18 protein-coding genes and 1 other annotated feature are annotated in these 22,289 nt (G+C 40.8%); all 18 genes read left to right on the top strand.

Features of this window, described 5'->3' with window-relative positions; all coding sequences use genetic code 11:
* The first annotated feature begins 7 nt into the window (after window positions 1-7).
* The 18 genes from WKT08_RS01030 (at window position 8) to WKT08_RS00945 (ending at window position 22,258) form a co-directional block, all read left to right on the top strand.
* Complete coding sequence (locus WKT08_RS01030) at window positions 8-526, top strand: hypothetical protein (RefSeq protein ID WP_024055631.1); 519 nt, start codon at window positions 8-10, stop codon at window positions 524-526.
* 86 nt (window positions 527-612) lie between these two features.
* Window positions 613-1,572: an ROK family glucokinase gene (locus WKT08_RS01025; protein WP_340279564.1), complete on the top strand. Its 960-nt coding sequence runs from the start codon at window positions 613-615 to the stop codon at window positions 1,570-1,572.
* Window positions 1,573-1,661: 89 nt separating this feature from the next.
* Window positions 1,662-2,501 (top strand): thymidylate synthase, encoded by an 840-nt coding sequence (locus WKT08_RS01020; protein WP_340279563.1) that lies wholly within the window; start codon window positions 1,662-1,664, stop codon window positions 2,499-2,501.
* A 203-nt stretch (window positions 2,502-2,704) separates the two neighbouring features.
* Complete coding sequence (locus WKT08_RS01015; RefSeq protein WP_340279562.1) at window positions 2,705-12,301, top strand: CshA/CshB family fibrillar adhesin-related protein; 9,597 nt, start codon at window positions 2,705-2,707, stop codon at window positions 12,299-12,301.
* A 146-nt stretch (window positions 12,302-12,447) separates the two neighbouring features.
* Window positions 12,448-12,957, top strand: coding sequence for a dihydrofolate reductase (locus tag WKT08_RS01010; protein WP_049474509.1), 510 nt, complete (start codon window positions 12,448-12,450; stop codon window positions 12,955-12,957).
* Window positions 12,958-13,165: 208 nt separating this feature from the next.
* Window positions 13,166-14,398, top strand: coding sequence for an ATP-dependent Clp protease ATP-binding subunit ClpX (gene clpX / locus WKT08_RS01005; protein WP_003001797.1), 1,233 nt, complete (start codon window positions 13,166-13,168; stop codon window positions 14,396-14,398).
* Between the two features lie 11 nt (window positions 14,399-14,409).
* Window positions 14,410-15,012, top strand: a complete 603-nt coding sequence (gene yihA / locus WKT08_RS01000) for a ribosome biogenesis GTP-binding protein YihA/YsxC (RefSeq protein WP_070662235.1) — start codon at window positions 14,410-14,412, stop codon at window positions 15,010-15,012.
* Window positions 15,013-15,161: 149 nt separating this feature from the next.
* Window positions 15,162-15,866, top strand: a complete 705-nt coding sequence (locus WKT08_RS00995) for a glucosaminidase domain-containing protein (RefSeq protein WP_021153281.1) — start codon at window positions 15,162-15,164, stop codon at window positions 15,864-15,866.
* Between the two features lie 166 nt (window positions 15,867-16,032).
* Window positions 16,033-16,830, top strand: coding sequence for a formate/nitrite transporter family protein (locus tag WKT08_RS00990; protein ID WP_049472301.1), 798 nt, complete (start codon window positions 16,033-16,035; stop codon window positions 16,828-16,830).
* 61 nt (window positions 16,831-16,891) lie between these two features.
* Window positions 16,892-17,026 (top strand) — a sequence feature (ribosomal protein L10 leader region).
* A 38-nt stretch (window positions 17,027-17,064) separates the two neighbouring features.
* A complete protein-coding gene (gene rplJ / locus WKT08_RS00985; protein WP_003001722.1) occupies window positions 17,065-17,565 on the top strand; it encodes a 50S ribosomal protein L10 in 501 nt (166 codons plus the stop codon).
* 74 nt (window positions 17,566-17,639) lie between these two features.
* The gene (gene rplL / locus WKT08_RS00980) at window positions 17,640-18,008 is read left to right on the top strand and encodes a 50S ribosomal protein L7/L12 (protein ID WP_003001622.1); all 369 of its coding nucleotides are present in this window, start codon (window positions 17,640-17,642) and stop codon (window positions 18,006-18,008) included.
* Window positions 18,009-18,209: 201 nt separating this feature from the next.
* Complete coding sequence (locus WKT08_RS00975) at window positions 18,210-18,383, top strand: hypothetical protein (RefSeq protein ID WP_078934346.1); 174 nt, start codon at window positions 18,210-18,212, stop codon at window positions 18,381-18,383.
* Window positions 18,380-19,159 carry a replication initiator protein A gene (locus tag WKT08_RS00970; RefSeq protein ID WP_105026541.1) on the top strand — a complete coding sequence of 260 codons (780 nt, stop codon included), beginning with the start codon at window positions 18,380-18,382 and terminating at the stop codon, window positions 19,157-19,159. The genes WKT08_RS00975 and WKT08_RS00970 overlap by 4 nt, the downstream gene beginning before the upstream one ends.
* 98 nt (window positions 19,160-19,257) lie before the next feature.
* On the top strand, window positions 19,258-20,616 hold the full coding sequence (dcm, locus tag WKT08_RS00965; RefSeq protein ID WP_105026540.1) for a DNA (cytosine-5-)-methyltransferase: 1,359 nt from the start codon (window positions 19,258-19,260) through the stop codon (window positions 20,614-20,616).
* Window positions 20,600-21,049 (top strand): hypothetical protein, encoded by a 450-nt coding sequence (locus tag WKT08_RS00960; protein WP_000645887.1) that lies wholly within the window; start codon window positions 20,600-20,602, stop codon window positions 21,047-21,049. The genes dcm and WKT08_RS00960 overlap by 17 nt, the downstream gene beginning before the upstream one ends.
* Window positions 21,042-21,422, top strand: coding sequence for a hypothetical protein (locus tag WKT08_RS00955; protein ID WP_105026539.1), 381 nt, complete (start codon window positions 21,042-21,044; stop codon window positions 21,420-21,422). Before WKT08_RS00960 ends, WKT08_RS00955 begins: the two co-directional genes overlap by 8 nt.
* A gap of 12 nt (window positions 21,423-21,434) precedes the next feature.
* Window positions 21,435-21,668 (top strand): hypothetical protein, encoded by a 234-nt coding sequence (locus WKT08_RS00950; RefSeq protein WP_000840776.1) that lies wholly within the window; start codon window positions 21,435-21,437, stop codon window positions 21,666-21,668.
* 2 nt (window positions 21,669-21,670) lie between these two features.
* On the top strand, window positions 21,671-22,258 hold the full coding sequence (locus tag WKT08_RS00945) for a CPBP family intramembrane glutamic endopeptidase (RefSeq protein ID WP_105026538.1): 588 nt from the start codon (window positions 21,671-21,673) through the stop codon (window positions 22,256-22,258).
* The last annotated feature ends 31 nt before the right edge of the window (window positions 22,259-22,289 follow it).

Genomic DNA, 22,289 nt, shown 5'->3' with positions numbered 1-22,289 from the left:
AGGCCCTATGAATCAATTGAACCGTATATCCCTTGGGATTTCAGCCACTATTTTTACCATTATCGGTATCGTCTTGTTTATCAATCCGATTGAGCACATCGGCTCATTTAGCTGGTTGATTTCCTGTGGCTTCTTTTTAATTTCCCTTTCGCGTTTTTCACGCTATTACCGATTGCGCCAAGCTGGTATCATTCAGCAGCAACAGCTCTTTCACAGTATGGTCGCTTTGGTTTTTGCGGTCTACTTACTGCTCTATGGCTACAAGACCTTGCCGATTGTATTTCCAGTCACTTTAGGAATTTGGCTGATCTACCGTTCGATTTTAAACTTCCGAAAAGCCAATTTCTACTCGAGGAAGGTTGAGGAACTGTCCAAGCGTTATATTTTCTTTGCCTTGCTACAGCTCTTCATCGGCTTATTCTTAATCGTTAGTCCGCTTTCGATTAGCGTCTTTCTATTAAATATTATTGGCTTGATTTTCCTCATTTTAGGATTTCAATCTTTTAGTCTCTTGTTAAAAAGTTAAGAAAAGTTACGTGCAAACCTTTGCGTTTGATAAAAAGTCTGATATAATAGATCTGTAAGTGTTTACAAGTTTGAAAGGAGTTACAGATGTCTAAAAAAATTATTGGGATTGACCTTGGGGGAACTTCAATTAAGTTTGCCATCCTTACTTTGGATGGGGAAGTTCAAGAAAAATGGTCTATTAAAACAAATATCTTAGATGAAGGTAGCCATATCGTGGATGATATGATCGAGTCTATCGCCCATCGTTTGGAATTGTTGGGACTAGATGCTGCTGAATTCCAAGGAATTGGAATGGGTTCACCTGGTGTTGTCGACCGCGAAAAAGGAACCGTTATCGGTGCCTACAACTTGAACTGGAAGACCCTTCAACCAGTCAAAGAAAAAATCGAAAGTGCGCTTCACATTCCATTCTTCATCGACAACGATGCCAACGTTGCTGCTTTGGGTGAACGTTGGAAAGGGGCTGGTGAAAACCAACCAGATGTTGTCTTCATGACACTTGGTACTGGTGTCGGCGGTGGGATCGTCGCTGAAGGTCGTCTCTTGCACGGTGTACGTGGAGCTGCTGGGGAGCTTGGTCACATCACTGTTGACTTTGATGATCCAATCCAATGTACCTGTGGTAAAAAAGGCTGTCTTGAAACGGTTGCATCTGCAACAGGTATCGTCAATTTGACTCGTCGTTATGCCGATGAGTACGAAGGGGACTCTCAATTGAAAGTCTTGATCGACAACGGAGAAGAAGTAACGGCTAAAACGGTCTTTGACCTGGCAAAAGAAGGCGATGCTCTTGCTTTGATCGTCTACAAGAACTTCTCACGTTACCTTGGACTTGCTGCTGCTAACATCGGTTCAACCTTGAACCCATCTAAGATCGTTATCGGTGGTGGGGTTTCCGCTGCTGGAGACTTCCTCTTGGATGGTGTGCGCAAGGTCTTTGAAGAAAACTCATTCCCACAAGTGCGTGAATCTACTCAATTGGCACTTGCTACTTTGGGAAATGACGCCGGTGTCATCGGTGCTGCATCCCTTGTATTACAATAAGATGAAATGGAGATCTGGCTCGTGCTGGGATCTCCTTTTTTCTGTCTCCTGTGATATAATGAAGACAAAACTGGATTCAAGGAGAGTATATGACAAAAGCAGATACAATTTTTAAAGAAAACATTCGAAAAATCATGGAAGAAGGAGTCTGGTCAGAGCAGGCGCGTCCCAAGTACAAGGATGGTAGAACGGCCAACTCCAAGTATATCACGGGAGCCTTTATGGAATTCGACCTCGCAAAAGGCGAGTTTCCCATTACCACCCTTCGTCCCATCGCGATTAAATCAGCTATCAAAGAGATGCTCTGGATCTACCAGGATCAGTCGAATAGTTTGGATCTTTTAGAAGACAAGTACAATGTCCACTACTGGAATGATTGGGAAGTAGGAGATAGCCGGACAATCGGTCAGCGCTATGGAGCTGTCGTCAAAAAGCATGACATTACGAACAAGATCCTCAAGCAATTAGAAGCCAATCCTTGGAATCGCCGCAATATTATTTCCCTCTGGGATTATGATGCCTTCGAGGAGACGGAAGGACTCTTGCCCTGTGCTTTTCAGACCATGTTTGACGTACGGCGCGTGGATGGAGAGATCTATCTAGATGCAACCTTGACCCAGCGTTCGAATGATATGTTGGTAGCTCACCATATCAATGCCATGCAATATGTTGCTCTTCAGATGATGATTGCCAAGCACTTTGGCTGGAAGGTCGGAAAATTCTTTTACTTTATTAATAATCTTCATATTTATGATAATCAATTTGAACAAGCAGAAGAATTGCTCCGTCGCGAGCCCTCAGATTGCCAACCGCGCTTGGTCTTGAATGTGCCAGATGGGACCAATTTCTTTAATATCAAACCAGAAGATTTTGAACTTGTCGATTATGACCCAGTGAAGCCACAATTGAAGTTCGATCTTGCCATTTAGTAATAAATCAAGGTTTTTTGATGCCTTGATCAATTGGTAAAATCCTTTTAGAATTAAAACAATTTTAGCTAAAAATTTTTACTCATTTTTGAGTCAAAATGTTTTGAAAATCGTTCGGTTTTCGTTAAAATAGATAAGGTTTGTAAAAACTAAACAATTTTAAAAAGAATGTTAATTTATAGATAAATATGGAGGTCCATTAGATGGGGAAAGACTTATTTAATGATCGTATTAGCAGATTCTCAATTCGTAAATTGAATGTGGGTGTTTGCTCAGTACTTTTGGGGACACTTGTCATGGTTGGTACAGCAGCAAGTGCAGCCGCAGAAGAAAAGACAGATACGACAAGTGAAAATGTAGCAACAGTTGCAACAGCGTCAGAAGCGTCCGCAACTTCAACAGCTACAGCAACTTCAGCAACATCAACAGCTGCAACGACATCTACTTATGATGCAAACGCAGCAATCACTGCACCAGAGACTTCAACTGCTGCAGCAACATCAACAGCACCTGCTTCAACTAGTGAAGCAAGTAGCACCAGTACAGCAGCGTCTGCAGCCTCAACTGCACCAGCAACATCAACTGCACCAAGCCTAGAAGTGACTACGTCAGCAAACAAGGCAGCAGAAGCAGTTTCAACAACTACAGATAAGAAGGAAGAACTTGCGTCAGGTGTCCAAGCACCAGCAACTGAAACTCCTGCTGTGACGGCAGAAACATCTGGTGGTAAACGCCGTAATCGCCGTGCATTGGGTGACGCAAATGATCCAAACTTGATTGGGGATGATGTTGTCGATGCAACTTCAACTCCGAAAGAAGAAAAACCAGGCTTTACAACAAATGTAAAAGCCGCAGACCTTGCTAGTCAAATCTCATGGTTGGACTTTGGGGATAAGGCTAACTGGACAGGTACAACGACAACGTCAGATGGCAAACTTGCACTCCAAGTTGGTGCTACCTATACTAAGGAAATAATGCCAGGCTATGTAGTTACCATCAAGGTTAAGTCTTTGAAACCATTCCAAGCAACTGAACTCTATAAAAAACGTCTTGAAGAGCGAGGAGCAACAGAAGCAGAAAAAGCAACTTATGATCCAAATGCAAAAAATGGATATATCAACTCTATTAATGATGCAGCAACAAAAGCTGCTTTTAATAATAAAGAAGAAGCAAAAGTAATTGCGGATCCACAAAATAGATGGACTGAAATCCGTAAAGAAGGGATCGACACTGGTAATAAACAAACTACGATTTCTTCAGAATTCAACGGTGGAAATATCGGTGTTCAGTTTGAAATTTCTGCGACCTTCCGCGGGAAAGCGGTCAAACCTGCTATTGTCATGGCGGATGGTGAGTCAGCTAACCCAGGTGAGTTAGTACTCTTCACTACAAACGGTTCAGGTTGGCAACATGTTGGGGAATGGTTTAAAAATAATAATAAGAATACAAAAAATTATGTTCCTCAAAATACAGCAGATCTATTTGACCCGTCAAAAAATTACGGTATTGTAAACGTTGATGGAGTTAACATTAGTGCACTTAACTTAAACCTTTTACGTAGAGCAACTGGTGTGGGTGAAGACGGTAAAACTGTAGCATGGAAATACTATGGAAGCGCAGACTTGAAGACAGGTGGTTTAGGAACAGGCGTATTTGGTCCTAACGTTTCTGCAAGCACGATTGCCGTACCTATGGTAATGACACGTGGAGCGTCCGAAGTTGGTTTGTATATCGCATCCTCAGGTAAACAATCAGCTATGCTTGGATTCTTCCCGCTTGATGAGGGAGATGCTCCTGAATCATATGGCAAGGCTGTTCATTCTATCGCAACGGTTGATGGAATAACCGGTAAAAAAATCAACCAACCTTATCTTGGTCACTTGAGCCCAGATATGGATGAAAACAACACTCTTGATTGGACCGGTGATGATAAAGCGACGACAGCTGATGAAGGCATCGACCAATTGCTTCCGAATGACCTCAAAGGAAAAACCAATGAGTTGATCAAGATGGATCGTACCAAACCAGGGAATTATACGATTACTGTTGAAGCTCACACAGATGGGGCGCCTCAAGCCAATATTTATGGTTGGGTTGACTTTAACCAAAACGGTACCTTTGATGAAGACGAACGCTCTGATTTAGCAACCATTACTAAGGATGGACCCGTTACTCTAAGATTCACCAAAAGCAAAACCTATATCGACCCTAGTGTCAATGAATTAGGGGTACGTGTCCGTATTGCTAAGGATGCTACTCAAATTGAGAGTCCGACGGGAATGGCCTTTTCAGGGGAAGTTGAGGACTTTAAGACTCAAATCACTCACCCACCAAAAGGAGAAGTCAAAGAAACAACTGGCCCTCAAGCTGAGAAACAAACAGCAACCGTAGCCTTTACTGCTCGAGGTTTGCAAGGCTATAGCCTTACTGAGTCAGCAAAAATTGATGAAACAGTAGCTCCACAAATGATCGATAACCGTACAGGGCAAGTCGTAACACCTGGAGCAGATGGCTACTATGCTGTAGCTGGTCAAGGGAAATACAAGATCACTCCAAACGGAACTTCTGTGGATGTTGAGTTCATTCCTGAAGATCACTTCTTAGGAACAGCGGATGGTATTTCGATTCGTCGTACAGATACCAATGGCTATGATACAGGTTGGTCAACGAAATTCCCGGCCGATGAAGCAAATGTCGATACGGCCATCAATACTATGGACGGTCTATACATCCCAACAGTTACTCCAAAAGACATGGAAGGCGAAGACAAGACGTCTACCGATGTGCAAGGAGCTACACAAACCGGTACACCAACCTTTAATGTAGTTGGAACGAACCAAGATGGTACTAAGATTACTGTCACTCCAAGTGCAACATATCCTGCTAAATTGGTAGACCCTGCAACAGGTCAACCAACAAATGCAACTTCTGTGACTGTAGCAGGAGAAGGAACTTACACCATCGATGATACGACTGGTCAAGTAACTTTCGTACCAGAACCTGGATTTACAGGTACTGCAAACGGTGTAACAGTTTCGCTCACAGCTCCAGTTGGACAAGACAAAGATGGTTTAGTTCGTGATGAATACCTCAAGACAGCAACAGCTAAGTACACTCCAACTGTTACACCAATCACAGTGACTCCTACAAACAAGGTTTCTGAAGACATTCAAAATGTCCCTCAAACCCAAACACCAACCTTTGATTTAAGTAACGACAAGACTGCTCAAATCACAAGCAAGAAATTGATTGACCCTGCAACAGGTCAACCAACAGATGAAACAACTGTGACTGTAGCAGGTGAAGGAACTTACACAATCGATCCGACTACAGGAGCAGTGACCTTCACACCTGAAAAAGACTTTGTTGGAACTGCGACTGGAGTGAAAGTCCAAGCGACAGCAACCATTACCAATGAAAAAGGTAAGACTGCAACCATCACTTCTGATGCAACATACACACCAACAGTAGTGGCTGCTAAACCAACTGCACAACCAGCAACCTCTAAGGATATCCAAGGTGCTACTCAAACAGGTACACCAACCTTTGCGGGTACAACTGTTTCTGTAAATGGTAAAGACAAAGAAGTCACTATTAAAGACAATAGCTACACATTGTTGGATAAAGATGGTAACGAAGTTTCAAGCACACCAGCTTATGCGGCAGATGGAACAACTGAAATCGGTAAGTTCTCTATTGACCCAGCAACTGGCCAAGTAACCTTCACACCAACGGATAAATCATACACTGGTGCAGTTACACCAGTTAAGGTTCAAGCTGAAAGCTCAAACGGTATCAAGGTGGATACAACTTATACACCAGAAATCGTTCCAGTAACTCCAACAGCAACACCAGCTGAAACCACTGACATTCAAGGGGCTACTCAAACAGGTAAACCAGAATTTAAGGGTGGAACTGTAACGGTTGATGGCGTTGAGAAGACTGTTGAAATCAACGATGCTGTTCCAGCAACATTTGACGATGGCTCAACAACTAAGACTGTTGAAGGAGTTGGTACTTACACAGTAGCAGCAGACGGAACTGTAACATTCGTTCCAGAAAAATCATTTGTCGGAACTGCACCAGCAGTGACAGTGGTACGTGAAGATAAGAACGGAACAAAAGCATCTGCAACTTATACACCAACAGTAACTCCTGTCACACCAACTGCAACACCAGCAGAAACAAAAGACATTCAAGGTGCTACTCAAACTGGCAAACCTGAATTCAAGGGTGGTACAGTTGAAGTTAACGGTGTTGAAAAGACTGTTCCAATCAACGAAGATGTTCCAGCAACATTCGACGACGGTTCTACAACTAAGACGGTTGAAGGCGTTGGTACTTACACAGTAGCAGTAGACGGAACAGTTACATTTGTTCCTGAGAAGTCATTCGTCGGAACTGCACCTGCAGTGACAGTAGTTCGTGAAGATAAGAACGGAACCAAAGCATCTGCAACTTATACACCAACAGTAACTCCTGTGACTCCAACTGCAACACCAGCAGAAACATCAGGCGTTCAAGGTGCTACTCAATCAGGCAAACCAACCTTCACTGAAGGCGACAGCCGTGTACCAATGAACGATGACGTTCCAGCAACATTTGATGATGGCTCAACAACTAAGACAGTTGATGGAGTTGGTACATACACAGTAGCAGCTGATGGTACAGTAACCTTTGTTCCAGAACCAAGCTTTACTGGTACTGCTCCAGCCGTAACTGTTGTTCGTGAAGATAAGAACGGAACCAAAGCTTCTGCAACTTACACACCAACTGTAAATCCAGTCACTCTTACTCCAACAAATAAAGTTTCTGAAGACATTCAAAATGTCCCTCAAACCCAAACACCAACCTTTGATTTAAGTAACGACAAGACTGCTAAAATCACTAGCAAGAAGTTGATTGACCCTGCAACAGGTCAACCAACTGATGAAACAACAGTGACTGTAGCGGGTGAAGGAACTTACACAATCGATCCGACTACAGGAGCAGTGACCTTCACACCTGAAAAAGACTTTGTTGGAACTGCAACTGGAGTGAAAGTCCAAGCGACTGCAACGATTACAAATGAAGATGGTAAAACAACCACCATCACTTCAGATGCAAGTTACACACCAACAGTTGTAGCAGCTGTTCCTACAGCTAAACCAGCAACCTCTAAAGATATCCAAGGTGCTACTCAAACAGGAACACCAACCTTTGCGGGTACAACTGTTGAAGTAAATGGTCAAGATAAAGCGATCACGATTAAAGACAATAGCTACACATTGTTGGACAAAGATGGTAACGAAGTTTCAAGCACACCAGCTTATGCTGCAGATGGAATAACTGAAATCGGTACGTTCTCTATTGACCCAGCAACTGGCCAAGTAACCTTCACACCAACAGATAAATCATACACTGGTGCAGTTACTCCAGTTAAGGTTCAAGCTGAAAGCTCAAACGGTATTAAAGTTGATACAACTTACACACCTGAAATCGTTCCAGTAACTCCAACAGCAACCCCAGCTGAAACTACTGACATTCAAGGTGCTACTCAAACAGGTAAACCTGAATTCAAGGGTGGAACTGTAACGGTTGATGGCGTTGAGAAGACTGTTGAAATCAACGATGCTGTTCCAGCAACCTTTGACGATGGTTCTACAACTAAGACAGTAGAAGGTGTTGGTACTTACACAGTAGCAGCAGACGGAACTGTAACATTCGTTCCAGAAAAATCATTCGTTGGAACTGCTCCAGCTGTAACCGTTGTTCGTGAAGATGAGAACGGAACCAAAGCTCAAGCAACTTATACACCAACAGTAACTCCTGTTAAACCAACAGCTACACCTGTTGAAACAACTGATATTCAAGGTGCTACTCAAACAGGCAAACCTGAATTCACTGCAGGAGACAGCCGTGTACCAATGAATGATGATGTTCCAGCAACATTTGATGATGGTTCTACAACTAAGACAGTAGAAGGCGTTGGTACTTACACAGTGGCAGCTGATGGTACAGTAACATTCGTTCCAGAAAAATCATTTGTCGGAACTGCACCAGCAGTGACAGTGGTTCGTGAAGATAAAAACGGAACCAAAGCATCTGCAACTTATACACCAACAGTAACTCCTGTGACTCCAACAGCTGAAGATGCAACTTCGACTGATAAACAAGGTCAAGAGCAAACAGGTAAACCAACCTTCACACCTGGTAATCCAAATGTTCCAATGGATGATGATACACCTGCAACCTTTGAAGATGGATCAACAACCAAGACAATTCCAGGCGAAGGAACTTACACAGTAGCTCCAGACGGAACAGTTACTTTCGTACCAGAAAAATCATTCACAGGAACAGCAACAGGCGTGACTGTGAAACGTGTCGATAAGAATGGTACTCCAGTTACTGCTAAGTACACACCAACTGTGACTCCAGTAACACCTACAGCAACTCCAGCTGAATCTGAAGCACCTCAAGGTGTGGTACAAACTGGAAGTGTAACCTTCACAGAAGGTGATCCTGTTGCACCAATCGACAAGGATACCATTACTCTTCTTGATGAAAATGGTCAGCCAGCTGCATCAGTAGTTGCTAAATCACCAGAAGGTAAAGAAATCGGTACTTTCACGGTTGATAAAGAAACAGGTCTTGTAACCTTCACACCAACGGATAAATCATACTCAGGTGACGTCGTTCCAGTTAAGGTTCAAGCTAAAGATACAAACGGAACTGTTGCTGAAACAACTTACACACCTAAGATTACTCCAGTCGTACCAACAGCTGATCCTGCAACATCGACAGATATTCAAGGTCAAACACAATCTGGTAAACCAACCTTCACAGAAGGTAATCCAAATGTACCAATCGATGAAGATACACCAGCTACCTTCGAAGATGGTTCAACCACTAAGACAGTAGATGGTGAAGGAACTTACACTGTTTCTCCAGATGGAACCGTAACCTTCGTACCAGAAAAATCATTCACTGGAACTGCTTCAGGCGTAACAGTGAAACGCGTGGATAAGAACGGCACTGAAATCACAGCCAAGTACACACCAACTGTGACACCAGTAACTCCAACAGCAACACCAGCTGAATCAACAGATATCCAAGGTGCAACTCAAACTGGTAAACCTAAATTCACCGAAGGTGACAGCCGTGTACCTATGAACGATGATGTTCCAGCAACCTTCGATGATGGATCAACTACGAAGACTGTAGATGGTGTTGGTACATACACAGTAGCAGCAGACGGTACAGTAACCTTTGTACCAGAAAAATCATTCGTTGGAACTGCACCAGCCGTAACAGTGGTTCGTGAAGATAAGAACGGAACAAAAGCTTCTGCGACTTATACACCAACCGTAACACCAGTTACACCAACTGCAGAAGATACAACATCTACTGACAAACAAGGTCAAACGCAAACAGGTACACCAACCTTCACACCAGGTAATCCAAATGTTCCAATGGATGATGATACACCTGCAACATTTGAAGATGGATCAACAACCAAGACTATTCCAGGTGAAGGTACTTATACAGTAGCTCCAGATGGAACTGTTACTTTCGTACCGGAAAAATCATTCACAGGAACAGGTACAGGCGTAACCGTGAAACGTGTTGATAAGAACGGTACTCCAGTTACTGCTAAGTACACACCAACTGTGACACCAGTAACCCCAACAGCAAGTCCAGCTGAATCAGAAGCACCTCAAGGTGTGGTTCAAACTGGAACTGTAACCTTCACTGAAGGTGACCCAGTTGCACCAATCGACAAGGATACCATTACTCTTCTTGACGAAAATGGCCAACCAGCAGAATCTGTAGTTGCTAAGTCACCAGAAGGTAAAGAAATTGGTACTTTCACGGTCGATAAAGAAACAGGTGTTGTGACCTTCACACCAACGGATAAATCTTACTCAGGTGATGTTGTTCCAGTTAAGGTTCAAGGTAAAGATACAAACGGAACAGTTGCTGAAACAACCTACACACCTAAGATTACTCCGGTTGTACCAACTGCTGACCCTGCAACATCTACAGATATCCAAGGTAAAACTCAAACAGGTACACCAAGCTTCACACCTGGTAACCCTGCAATCCCAATGGATGATGATGTGCCAGCAACCTTTGAAGATGGTTCAACTACGAAGACAATTCCAGGTGAAGGAACTTACACAGTTGCTCCAGACGGAACCGTAACCTTCGTACCAGAAAAATCATTCACAGGAACAGGTACAGGCGTAACAGTGAAACGTGTTGATAAGAACGGTACTCCAGTTACTGCTAAGTACACACCAACTGTAACACCAGTAACTCCAACCGCTGAGCCAGCAACATCTACTGACATCCAAGGTGCAACACAAACTGGTAAACCTGTATTTACTGAAGGTGACAGCCGTGTACCAATGAACGATGATGTTCCAGCAACATTTGACGATGGTTCAACTACGAAGACAGTTAAAGGTGTTGGTACTTACACAGTTGCTCCAGACGGAACAGTGACATTCGTACCTGAGAAATCATTTGTCGGAACTGCACCAGCAGTAACAGTTGTTCGTGAAGATAAGAACGGAACAAAAGCTTCCGCAACTTACACACCAACTGTTACACCTGTGACACCAACAGCTGATCCTGCTACATCAACAGATATCCAAGGTCAAACTCAAACAGGTAAACCAAGCTTCACGCCTGGTAACCCAAGTGTACCAATGGATGATGATGTACCTGCAACCTTTGAAGATGGATCAACTACTAAAGTTATTCCAGGTGAAGGAACTTACACCGTTTCTCCAGACGGAACCGTAACCTTCGTACCAGAAAAATCATTCACAGGAACCGGTACAGGCGTAACAGTGAAACGTGTTGATAAGAACGGTACACCAATTACCGCAACTTACACACCAACTGTAACACCAGTTACACCAACTGCAGAACCAGCTACTTCAATTGGTAAGAAGGGTGCCACTCAAACAGGCAAACCAACCTTCACAGAAGGCGATAGCCGTGTACCAATGAATGACGGAGTTCCAGCAACCTTTGAAGATGGTTCAACTACGAAGACAATTCCAGGTGTTGGTACATACACAGTAGCAGCAGATGGAACTGTAACCTTCACACCAGAACCTGAATTCACTGGAACAGCACCAGCTGTAACAGTGGTTCGTGAAGATGTGAACGGAACAAAAGCTTCTGCAACTTACACACCAACTGTCCTTCCAATCACTAAGTTTGTTGATAAAGAAGGTAAGGAAATCCCAGGATATCCTGCAGTTGATGGAGAAGAGCCAAAATCTGAAATTCCAGGTTACCGCTTTGTGGAAACGAAGAAATTGCCTAATGGTGATACTGAACACGTCTATGAAAAAGTGACGACTTCATATGTAGACGAAAATGGGGACCCAATCCCAGGTAACCCAACAGAAGATGGGGAACAACCGAAGAAAGATATCCCAGGTTATGACTTCGTGAAGACTGTTGTAGATAAAGATGGAAACATTCAACATATCTACAAGAAGACTGTGACACCAACTCCAATGCCGGATCCAACTCCGACACCAGAGCCACAGCCACAACCTACTCCACAACCGCAACCAACACCACAACCACAACCTACTCCACAACCAAAACCAGAAGAACAAACTATTCCTGTCGTTCCAGAAACGAAAGAAGAAGTGAAGTATATCGATCCACAAAATCCTACTGCACAACTTCCAAATACAGGAACAAAAGAATCTTCTACTGCTGGTCTTGCAATCTTTAGCGCTTTAGCAGGTCTGTCATTATTCGGATTTGCAAAACGTAAAAAAGAAGACTAAGCTAACTTGTGGCTAAGAAAAACCGCGAAAATCTCGCGGTTTTTTCTGTTTGTATCTAAAAAAATATCCTCCAAACTAGATAGTTGAAATCAGTCTTTTATAAGAAAATTTGATAAAATAGAAGTATCAGTGTAAAGGATGAGAGAATGAAAAAGATAATTGGTATCTGGGCTCAAACTGAAAATGGCATTATTGGGAAGGACCAAGTCATGCCTTGGCATTTGCCAGCTGAGCTTCAGCATTTCAAAGAAACAACCATGGGACAAGCCATTCTCATGGGAAGAGTGACCTTTGATGGTATGAAAAAACGGGTTCTACCAGGTCGGACTAGTATTATCTTAACGCAAGATCAAGCCTATGATCCTGAAAATGATGCTGTACTCGTCATGCACAGCAAAGAAGAAGTCTTGGAGTGGTACCAGAACCAAGAGAAGAATCTTTACATTATTGGAGGCAGTCAGATTTTAAAGCTCTTCTCTGACCAGTTAGAAGAATTGATCCAGACCATGATTCATGCAACGATTGATGGAGATACATTGGCACCGAGATTTGAAGAGAACCGCTATGAAAGAGTCCGTCAAGTCCATCATCCGAAAGATGAGAAGAACCCATATGATTTTACGGTCAACTATTATAAGAGAAAGGATTTAGACTAATGGAGCGAAGTGTCTTTGGTTTTTTTACAGCTGTCCTATGTGTCATCTGTTTGATTTGCGCCTTACAAACCTTTCGTAAAAAACGGTTTGGCCTCGCTATTTTATTCTTACTAAATGCTTTTACCAATCTTGTGAATTCCATTCACGCCTTTTACATGACCTTATTTTAAACTAAATAGAAACAGAAAATGACAGAAAGAGGAAATACATGCCAACGAATCAAAATAATGATATGATGGTTTATTGTTCATTTTGCGGAAAGAGTCAAGATGAAGTCCAAAAAATCATTGCAGGAAACAACGCGTTTATCTGTAATGAATGTGTCGAGTTAGCACAAGAAATTATCCGTGAGGAGCTAGCAGAAGAAGTCCTTGCAGACCTTAGCGAAGTTCCAAAACCAATCGAATTGCTCAATATCTTGAACCACTATGTGATCGGTCAAGATCGTGCCAAACGTGCTCTTGCTGTAGCGGTATACAACCACTACAAACGCATCAACTTCCACGATACGCGCGAAGATGAGACAGATGTTGAATTGCAAAAATCAAACATCCTCATGATTGGTCCTACTGGTTCAGGTAAGACTTTCTTGGCCCAAACCTTAGCACGTAGCTTGAATGTCCCATTTGCTATTGCCGATGCAACAGCCTTGACAGAAGCTGGTTATGTGGGAGAAGACGTTGAAAACATTCTCTTGAAACTTCTTCAAGCAGCTGATTTTAACATTGAGCGTGCAGAACGAGGCATCATCTATGTCGATGAAATCGATAAGATCGCTAAGAAAAGTGAAAATGTCTCTATCACACGTGACGTTTCTGGTGAAGGGGTACAACAAGCCCTCTTGAAGATCATCGAAGGAACTGTCGCTAGTGTCCCACCACAAGGTGGACGCAAACACCCACAACAAGAGATGATCCAAGTGGATACCAAGAACATCCTCTTTATCGTGGGTGGGGCTTTTGACGGGATCGAAGAAATTGTTAAGCAACGTCTCGGTGAAAAAGTCATCGGTTTTGGTAAGAACAATAAAGCTATTGATGAATCAAGCTCTTACATGCAAGAAATCGTGGCAGAAGATATTCAAAAATTCGGGATTATCCCAGAATTGATCGGACGTCTTCCAGTCTTTGCGGCCCTTGAGCAATTGACAGTTGACGACCTTGTCCGTATTCTGAAAGAGCCACGCAATGCCTTGGTAAAACAATACCAAACCTTGCTCTCTTATGATAATGTTGAATTGGAATTCGATGATGAAGCCCTTCAAGAGATTGCTAATAAGGCTATCGAAAGAAAAACAGGAGCTCGTGGACTTCGTTCGATTATCGAAGAAACTATGATGGATGTCATGTTTGAAATTCCAAGTCAAGAAGATGTCAAACTTGTCCGAATCACAAAAGAAGCTGTAGATGGAACTGAAAAACCAATTCTTGAAACAGCCTAGAAAGATGAAATATGGAAATTAACACACATAATGCGGATATTCTCTTAAGCGCTGCAAATAAGAGCCATTATCCTCAAGATGAGATTCCAGAAGTTGCACTTGCCGGTCGATCAAATGTCGGCAAGTCTTCTTTTATTAATACTCTCTTAAATCGAAAGAACCTAGCCAGAACATCTGGGAAACCAGGAAAAACCCAATTGCTAAATTTCTTCAATATCGATGATAAACTCCGTTTGGTAGACGTACCTGGTTATGGCTATGCACGTGTTTCTAAAAAAGAGCGCGAGAAGTGGGGGCGGATGATTGAAGAATACCTCACCAGTCGTGAGAACTTAAAAGCAGTCGTTAGTCTAGTCGATTTTCGTCATGAACCTTCTGCAGATGATGTTCAGATGTATGAATTCTTAAAATATTATGAGATCCCTGTGATCTTAGTAGCGACCAAGGCAGATAAGATTCCACGTGGAAAATGGAACAAACATGAATCCATCATTAAGAAAAAACTAGATTTTGATCCAGCAGACACTTTCATTGTCTTTTCTTCGGTAACCAAGGAAGGACTAGAGAAGTCATGGGATGCTATTTTAGAAAATGCGTTTTACGAAATAAATTGAAATGACATGAAAATGTCATTTTTGTTTTGGATTTATCTCGCAATTGTAATACAAGTGTAATATAAGTGGCTTTGTTTTCTTCTATCTATATGGTATAATTTCTATAAAGATAAAAGATGATAAAAATTTAATTGGAGATAAATTGTATTATGAAAAAGAAAATACGGAATAAAACGAAATTATTTGGTTTGTTCGTTTCTGTATTAGCAGTGGGGACATTTGCTGCTGCTATGAGCGAGCACGTCACATCAGTTGGCGCTAATGACGGAACTTACCAAGCTTATTCAGACCCTACTGAAGCTTTCATCTCACAAATTGGTGAGTCAGCTCGTCAGCTCGGTCAAGAGAATGACCTTTATGCTTCCGTTATGATCGCACAAGCTATTCTTGAAAGTGGATCAGGTCAGTCTGGCTTGTCTTCTTATCCGCATTACAACCTTTTCGGTATTAAAGGAAGTTATGCTGGCCAATCTGCAGTGATGCAAACTTGGGAGGATGACGGTGCAGGAAATGCCTATACGATTAATGACGCTTTTCGTTCTTACCCATCTTACTATGAATCATTGCAAGACTATGTAGCTGTTTTGAAACAAGGGCATTTTGCTGGCGCATGGAAGAGCAACACCTCAAGTTACCAAGATGCAACAGCAGCTTTGACAGGGGTTTATGCAACAGACACAAGCTACTATGCAAAACTTAATAACATCATTGAAACCTATAATTTGACTCAATACGATTCACCAAATGTTCAAGGTGGTATCACAGGTTCGGTATACAATCCATACCGTCAACAGTTCACTTCACAAGAAATCTTGAATTTGGATATCGCTTGGGCTAACCGTTTGAATTATTAAAAGTAAAACAGGCAGATGCCTGTTTTTTTGTTGTTTTTTTCACACAGTGATATTCGATATAAAACGTATGTGATGAAAAAATAATAATTCTCTCTGAAAACCTTTTCATTCTTTTCTCTCTATGTTATAATGATTTTATTCACAAACATTATATAAGGAGAATATTATGTCTGAATCTAATTTCATTCAAAAAGTAGGAGCGGCGTGTAATAAGAAAGAGGATCTCTATCAGAAATCTAAAACGCGCTATGCAGTGCGTTCTATTTTTGCTGGAGGATTTCTTACTTTAAGTACGGCGGTCGGAGCAGTTGCTGCAGACCTGTTGAATACCTTCGTACCTGGATCTGGTCGTTTTCTATTTCCATTCATCTTTGCCTGGGGCTTGGTTTACCTCTTATTCTTAAATGCGGAATTAACCACCTCAAATATGATGTATCTGACGGCGGGTACCTATCTAAAGAAAATTAACTGGAAGAAAGCGTTGGAGATTCTTCTTTATTGTACCTTCTTTAATTTAATTGGTGCTTTAATCGTAGCTTTTCTTTTCAATCAGACAACAGCCTTCGCACATATCGATCCAAAAGGTTTCCTAGCCACGGTAGCAGAAAATAAACTCCAACGAAGCAATCAAGTGGTTTTCTTTGAGGGAGTTATTGCCAATATCTTTGTAAATATTGCTATTCTTTCATATCTATATTTCAAAGATGAAACAGCGAAGGTGCTCTTAGCCCTATCTGCTATCTATATGTTTGTCTTTATGACCAATGAACACTTGGCTGCAAACTTTGCTTCTTTCTCATTGTTGAGCTTTAATTCAGTTTCTAGCCAATTGCCACATTTTGAGTTTTTAAATATTTTACGTCATTATAGCGTGACCTTCTTTGCCAACTGGGTAGGAGGAGGAGTTCTAATGGGACTAGCCTATGCTTGGTTGAATAATATCAAGAGCCTCTACAACGATTAAAAAATATAAAAAAAGTTTGCAAAAGTACTTGCATTCTTTTTTTATATATGATAAACTAATCTACGGTTTGAAAAAACTGCCTAAGACAGTAGGGGAGCTCGACTCATAAAGATCCTACCGAGGACAAAACGTATCAATTAAAAGAAGCGTATTGTACTTTCGTGTCTAGGTTTGGGCGCGTTTTTCTTTTGGAAAAATTCCCCAAGCAAAATAATTACGGAGGTGAACACACTAATGAGTGAAGCAATTATTGCTAAAAAAGCGGAACTTGTTGACGTAGTAGCTGAAAAAATGAAAGCTGCTGCATCAATCGTCGTTGTAGATTCTCGCGGTTTGACAGTTGAGCAAGATACAGTTCTCCGTCGCAACCTTCGCGGAAGCGAAGTTGAGTTTAAAGTTATCAAAAACTCAATCTTGCGTCGTGCAGCTGAAAAAGCTGGTCTTGAAGATCTTGCATCTGTATTCGTTGGACCTTCTGCAGTAGCATTTTCTAACGAAGATGTTATCGCACCTGCGAAAATCTTGAACGATTTTGCAAAAGACGCTGAAGCACTTGAAATTAAAGGTGGTGCAATCGAAGGCGCTGTCGCATCTAAAGAAGAGATTCTTGCACTTGCAACTCTTCCAAACCGCGAAGGACTTCTTTCTATGCTCCTTTCTGTACTTCAAGCGCCAGTGCGCAACGTTGCTCTTGCAGTCAAAGCGGTTGCAGACAACAAAGAAGACGCAGCTTAATCTTAAGCTACGCAGCGTAGCCTAGCTACAAAAAATAAAAATATAAAATTAAAACTTATTTGGAGGAAATAACAATGGCATTGAACATTGAAAACATTATTGCTGAAATTAAAGAAGCTTCAATCCTTGAATTGAACGACCTTGTAAAAGCTATCGAAGAAGAATTTGGTGTAACTGCAGCTGCTCCTGTAGCTGTTGCTGCAGCTGGTGCTGCTGACGCAGGTGCTGCTAAAGATTCATTCGATATCGAATTGACATCTGCAGGCGACAAGAAAGTCGGCGTTATCAAAGTTGTACGTGAAATCACTGGTCTTGGTCTTAAAGAAGCTAAAGAACTTGTTGATGGTGCACCTGGGGTTATCAAAGAAGGTGTTGCTGCAGCTGAAGCTGAAGAAATCAAAGGTAAATTGGAAGAAGCTGGAGCTTCAGTTACTCTTAAATAAGAGGCATATACCAATTAGAATTCGGAATACTATAGTATCAGCCTTTTAGAATCGTGAACACATTTTAGAAACTGATAAATTAATTTAGTTTCCTGCCAAAAACCCTACCAAAAATTAATTTGGCAGGGTTTTTCTTTTTAATAAAATTATTTTGGAGAACAGTTGAATATTGTTCTCCTTTTTTTATTTTCTGGAGGGAAAATGACAAAAGAATTACAATCATCACGCTATATTGTCATTTCATTTTTAGTACGTGAAATGGGAATTGACATTGTTGAAGCCATATCTCTTATGGCTGAATTAGAAAAAAGTGGCTTGGTTCGATTGGAATCAAGTGGAGATTTAATACTCAAAGAACTTGGAGGAGTGCTATGAAACGAATTACCGCAAATCAATACCAAACTTCAGAACGGTATTATAAATTACCTAAGATTCTTTTTGAAGATGAGAAATATATGGATATGAAACTAGAAGTAAAGGTGGCTTATTCTATTTTAAAAGATCGCTTAGAATTATCTCTCAATCGTGGTTGGATAGATGAAGAAGGCGCGGTCTATTTAGTATTTTCTAATTCTAAACTGATGAGGCTGTTAGGTTGTTCGAAGTCCAAATTACTGTCCATCAAAAAGACTCTTAAAGAATATGACTTAATTGATGAAGTTCAACAGTCTTCAAGTGAGAAAGGAAGACTAGCCAATAAGATTTACTTAGGGGAATTATCTTCTACCCCAGTATCTATTTCTGACAGGCCTAGTGTTAAAAAAAGACTAGGGCAGGTTGAAAATGAAACGGCCCCCGTCTCATATTCAGCCCCTAGTGAGACTGAAGTTAGTGAGACTAACTATAGTGAGACTGATTCTTTATTTAGTGAGGATGAGGAGGATAGGAATACTCAACCTATCTTGAAAAGAAAAGTAGAAAACGTCACAAAATATGATCGAGATTATATTTGGGGATTGGTGCAAGATCAATTTAGACGAGAGGGGTTTTCTGAAACAGCCAGTGAAATTGCTATGACTGATTTTGAGAGAATCTATCAGTATGCTCTTGACAATGTTCGCTTTGTTAGACGTGCGGAAGTACTTGCTGAATTTGTGTTTAATGGCCTATATTCCGTTTGGAATAACCGTGTTAGAAAAGGAGGTGGTTAAATGTCACCAATCGAGTGGATATTAGTTATGCTCATTTTCATTTCAAGTGGTGTGACTCTTTGGACATTGATAGTCGATCAGAAAGGGGTGATAAAGAAATGAAATTTATTGATTTATTTTCAGGTATCGGTGGTTTTCGACTAGGAATGGAAAGTGTCGGACACGAGTGTATTGGATTTTGTGAGATTGATAAATTTGCTAGAGAATCTTATAAGTCCATTTTTCAAACGGAAGGAGAAATTGAATTTCATGACATACGAGATGTTTCAGATGACGAATTTAAAAAACTTAGAGGGAAAGTCGATATCATCTGTGGGGGATTCCCTTGTCAAGCATTTTCAATCGCAGGAAGACGATTGGGATTTGAAGATACTAGAGGAACTTTGTTCTTTGAAATTGCTCGGGCGGCCAAACAAATCCAACCACGTTTTCTTTTTCTTGAAAATGTTAAAGGCCTACTCAATCACGATAAGGGACGGACGTTCACCACAATCCTTACCACACTTGATGAGTTGGGGTTTGATGTTGAGTGGCAGGTGCTTAACAGTAAGGATTTTGGCGTTCCCCAAAATAGAGAGAGGGTGTTTATTATCGGACATTCTAGAAAGAAAGGTATCAGACTCTTATTTCCTTTCAGACGAGAAGGTCAAGCAACTAACTCTGAGACTTTAAAAACATTAGGAAATTTGAATCCATCAAAAAGTGGAATGAGCGGTAAAGTTTATTATTCAGAAGGTCTTGCGCCAACCTTAGTTCGTGGGAAAGGAGAAGGATTTAAGATTGCGATTCCTTGTATGACACCAGATAGATTAGACAAGAGACAAAATGGTAGACGCTTTAAGGAAAACCAAGAGCCAATGTTTACTTTAAATACTCAGGATCGTCAGGGCATTGTCGTTGTTGGAGATTTACCGACTAGCTTTAAGGAGACCGGTCGTGTCTATGGAAGTGAGGGGTTATCTCCAACACTGACTACGATGCAAGGTGGAGATAAAATCCCCAAAATACTGATTCCAGAACCAATCCAATTTCTAAAAGTCCGGGAAGCAACGAAAAAAGGATACGCTCAAGCAGAAATAGGAGATTCAATCAATTTGGAAAGACCAAGTTCTCAGTATCGTCGTGGTAGAGTTGGAAAAGGTATAGCTAATACGTTAACAACTAGTGGACAAATGGGAGTAGTAGTTGCTAGTTATGAAGGAGAAGATAAACAAGTTTATCATGTAGCCGGTATATTAATAGATGAACAATTTTACCGTCTGAGGATACGACGAATCACTCCTAAAGAGTGTTTTCGCTTGCAGGGCTTTCCTGATTGGGCTTTTGAAGCTGCTAGAAGAGTCTCTAGTAATAGTCAGCTCTATAAACAAGCTGGTAATAGTGTAACCGTTCCTGTGATTGCCGCAATCGCAAAGAAATTAAAAGAAATAGAGGAAAAAGATGAAAGCATTAAATAAAGAATCAATACTAGATTGTGATGAATTAGAAACAGAATTACATGATGCAGAAATCAAACAGCTGGATGAACAATTATTTTTGATACCCAATTATCCATGTGAGTTTGAAGTAACATTTTTAGATGATTACCATAAAAAACACAACTACCCACTATTTTACGAATCCTATCTTCAAAACGTGATGGAATTCCTTGAAAGTCAAGACATAAAGAATGGGGTTGATGCCTTTGTAGATGATCATCAAAATCTTGTTTTTGTTTTATATGGACAAGGCTATCGAGCCGAGGGAAAAGAGGGAATACTTACAACCCAAGTAACTGTAAAAGCTTATGATGAAGACAAGAAACCGATTAACTTCTCAAATTTATTAGATTCCTTAATCGTCTCAGAATATCAAATGGAACCGAATCTTTGGGAGGTCTCCCATGATTGATCTCTATCTAAGTAAAAATTGTCATAGAAATCAACTTCTTTTGGATTTCTTTCAAAAGTATGGCATAGATGTCACTCCTCATTCTATTTCTGAAATGACAAAGGATAAATTAATTGAGATGATGAGCTATTCTTCAGATTGTTTCGAGTTTTTATCTCCCAATTTATTACGTTTTAAGAATCGAGATAACCTAAAATTAACAGATTTCATCGAAATGATATTAAAAAATCCTGAACTAACCATCAGACTTCCTCTTGCGGTTTCAAATAAGCGAGTTTATCCAAATTTGAATCTGGAGGAGGCTAGAGCTTTATTGCCAAGAGATACGAAACAATTGATTTACATGGCACAAACACATTATTTATCTAACTAAAGGAGAATCAATATGGCAGAACGATTTTGGGAGAACTTGTCCATTATTTTGGCTGAAAGGAATATCAGCTGGATTGAGTTAACCAGAAAAATGTTTGCGGGAGAGTTTCACTATCCAAGTGAATTGAATCGTTTGTATCAAAAGATACGCCACTACAAGATGGAACAACGAATGCCTCAAAGTCCATGGGTAGAAAGGATTGTGCAGGTATTAGATTTAGATTATGAAGATTTATTTCGGAGGTAACTATGAAAAGAATAATTCCAGTTTATATATTCCAACAAGTAAATGTCTTATTGGTATCCCTATACTTACTGAAATTGCTTTGTATTAGTGAGTTAACCATACTACAGATTCTCTATTGTGCGTCGCTCATTTCTTTTTTATGGATGTATGGTCAACGAAAACAAGTTGTCAAGGTCAATATGAAAACTAGGATGAAATGGCTTGGTATTGGATTCGTTAGCCTACTGATTATAAATCTATGTTTTAGCCTAATCCATGCTCAAGGAACTACGAATCAAGCAAACTTAATTGGCCTTCAACATCAAGTCCCTTGGTTTTCATTTTTATTGTTATTAATCAATGCGAGTATGGTTGAAGAATTTCTGTATCGAGAAATTTTATGGAACCTGGTTAGAAAATTAGATATTCGAGTTGCTTTGACAAGTATTTTATTTGCCTTAGCTCATCATCCAGGAACCATTTTAGCTTGGTGTTTGTATGTTTCACTTGGGATGTTTTTAGGGCTTGTGCGATACAAATCGGACTTATGGGGCAGTATGGGGCTACATTTGGTGTGGAACCTATCAGTCTATGTCTTATTTTTTCTTTAATAATAGCTGGTCTGTCTTAAGCATGGATTAA

The sequence above is a fragment of the Streptococcus sp. HCA-5024 genome, assembly GCF_037890265.1.
In the GTDB taxonomy this organism is placed as follows: domain Bacteria; phylum Bacillota; class Bacilli; order Lactobacillales; family Streptococcaceae; genus Streptococcus; species Streptococcus lingualis.
The sequence above is the reverse complement of the archived record's forward strand: the minus strand, read 5'-3'. Positions and strand labels throughout refer to the sequence as shown.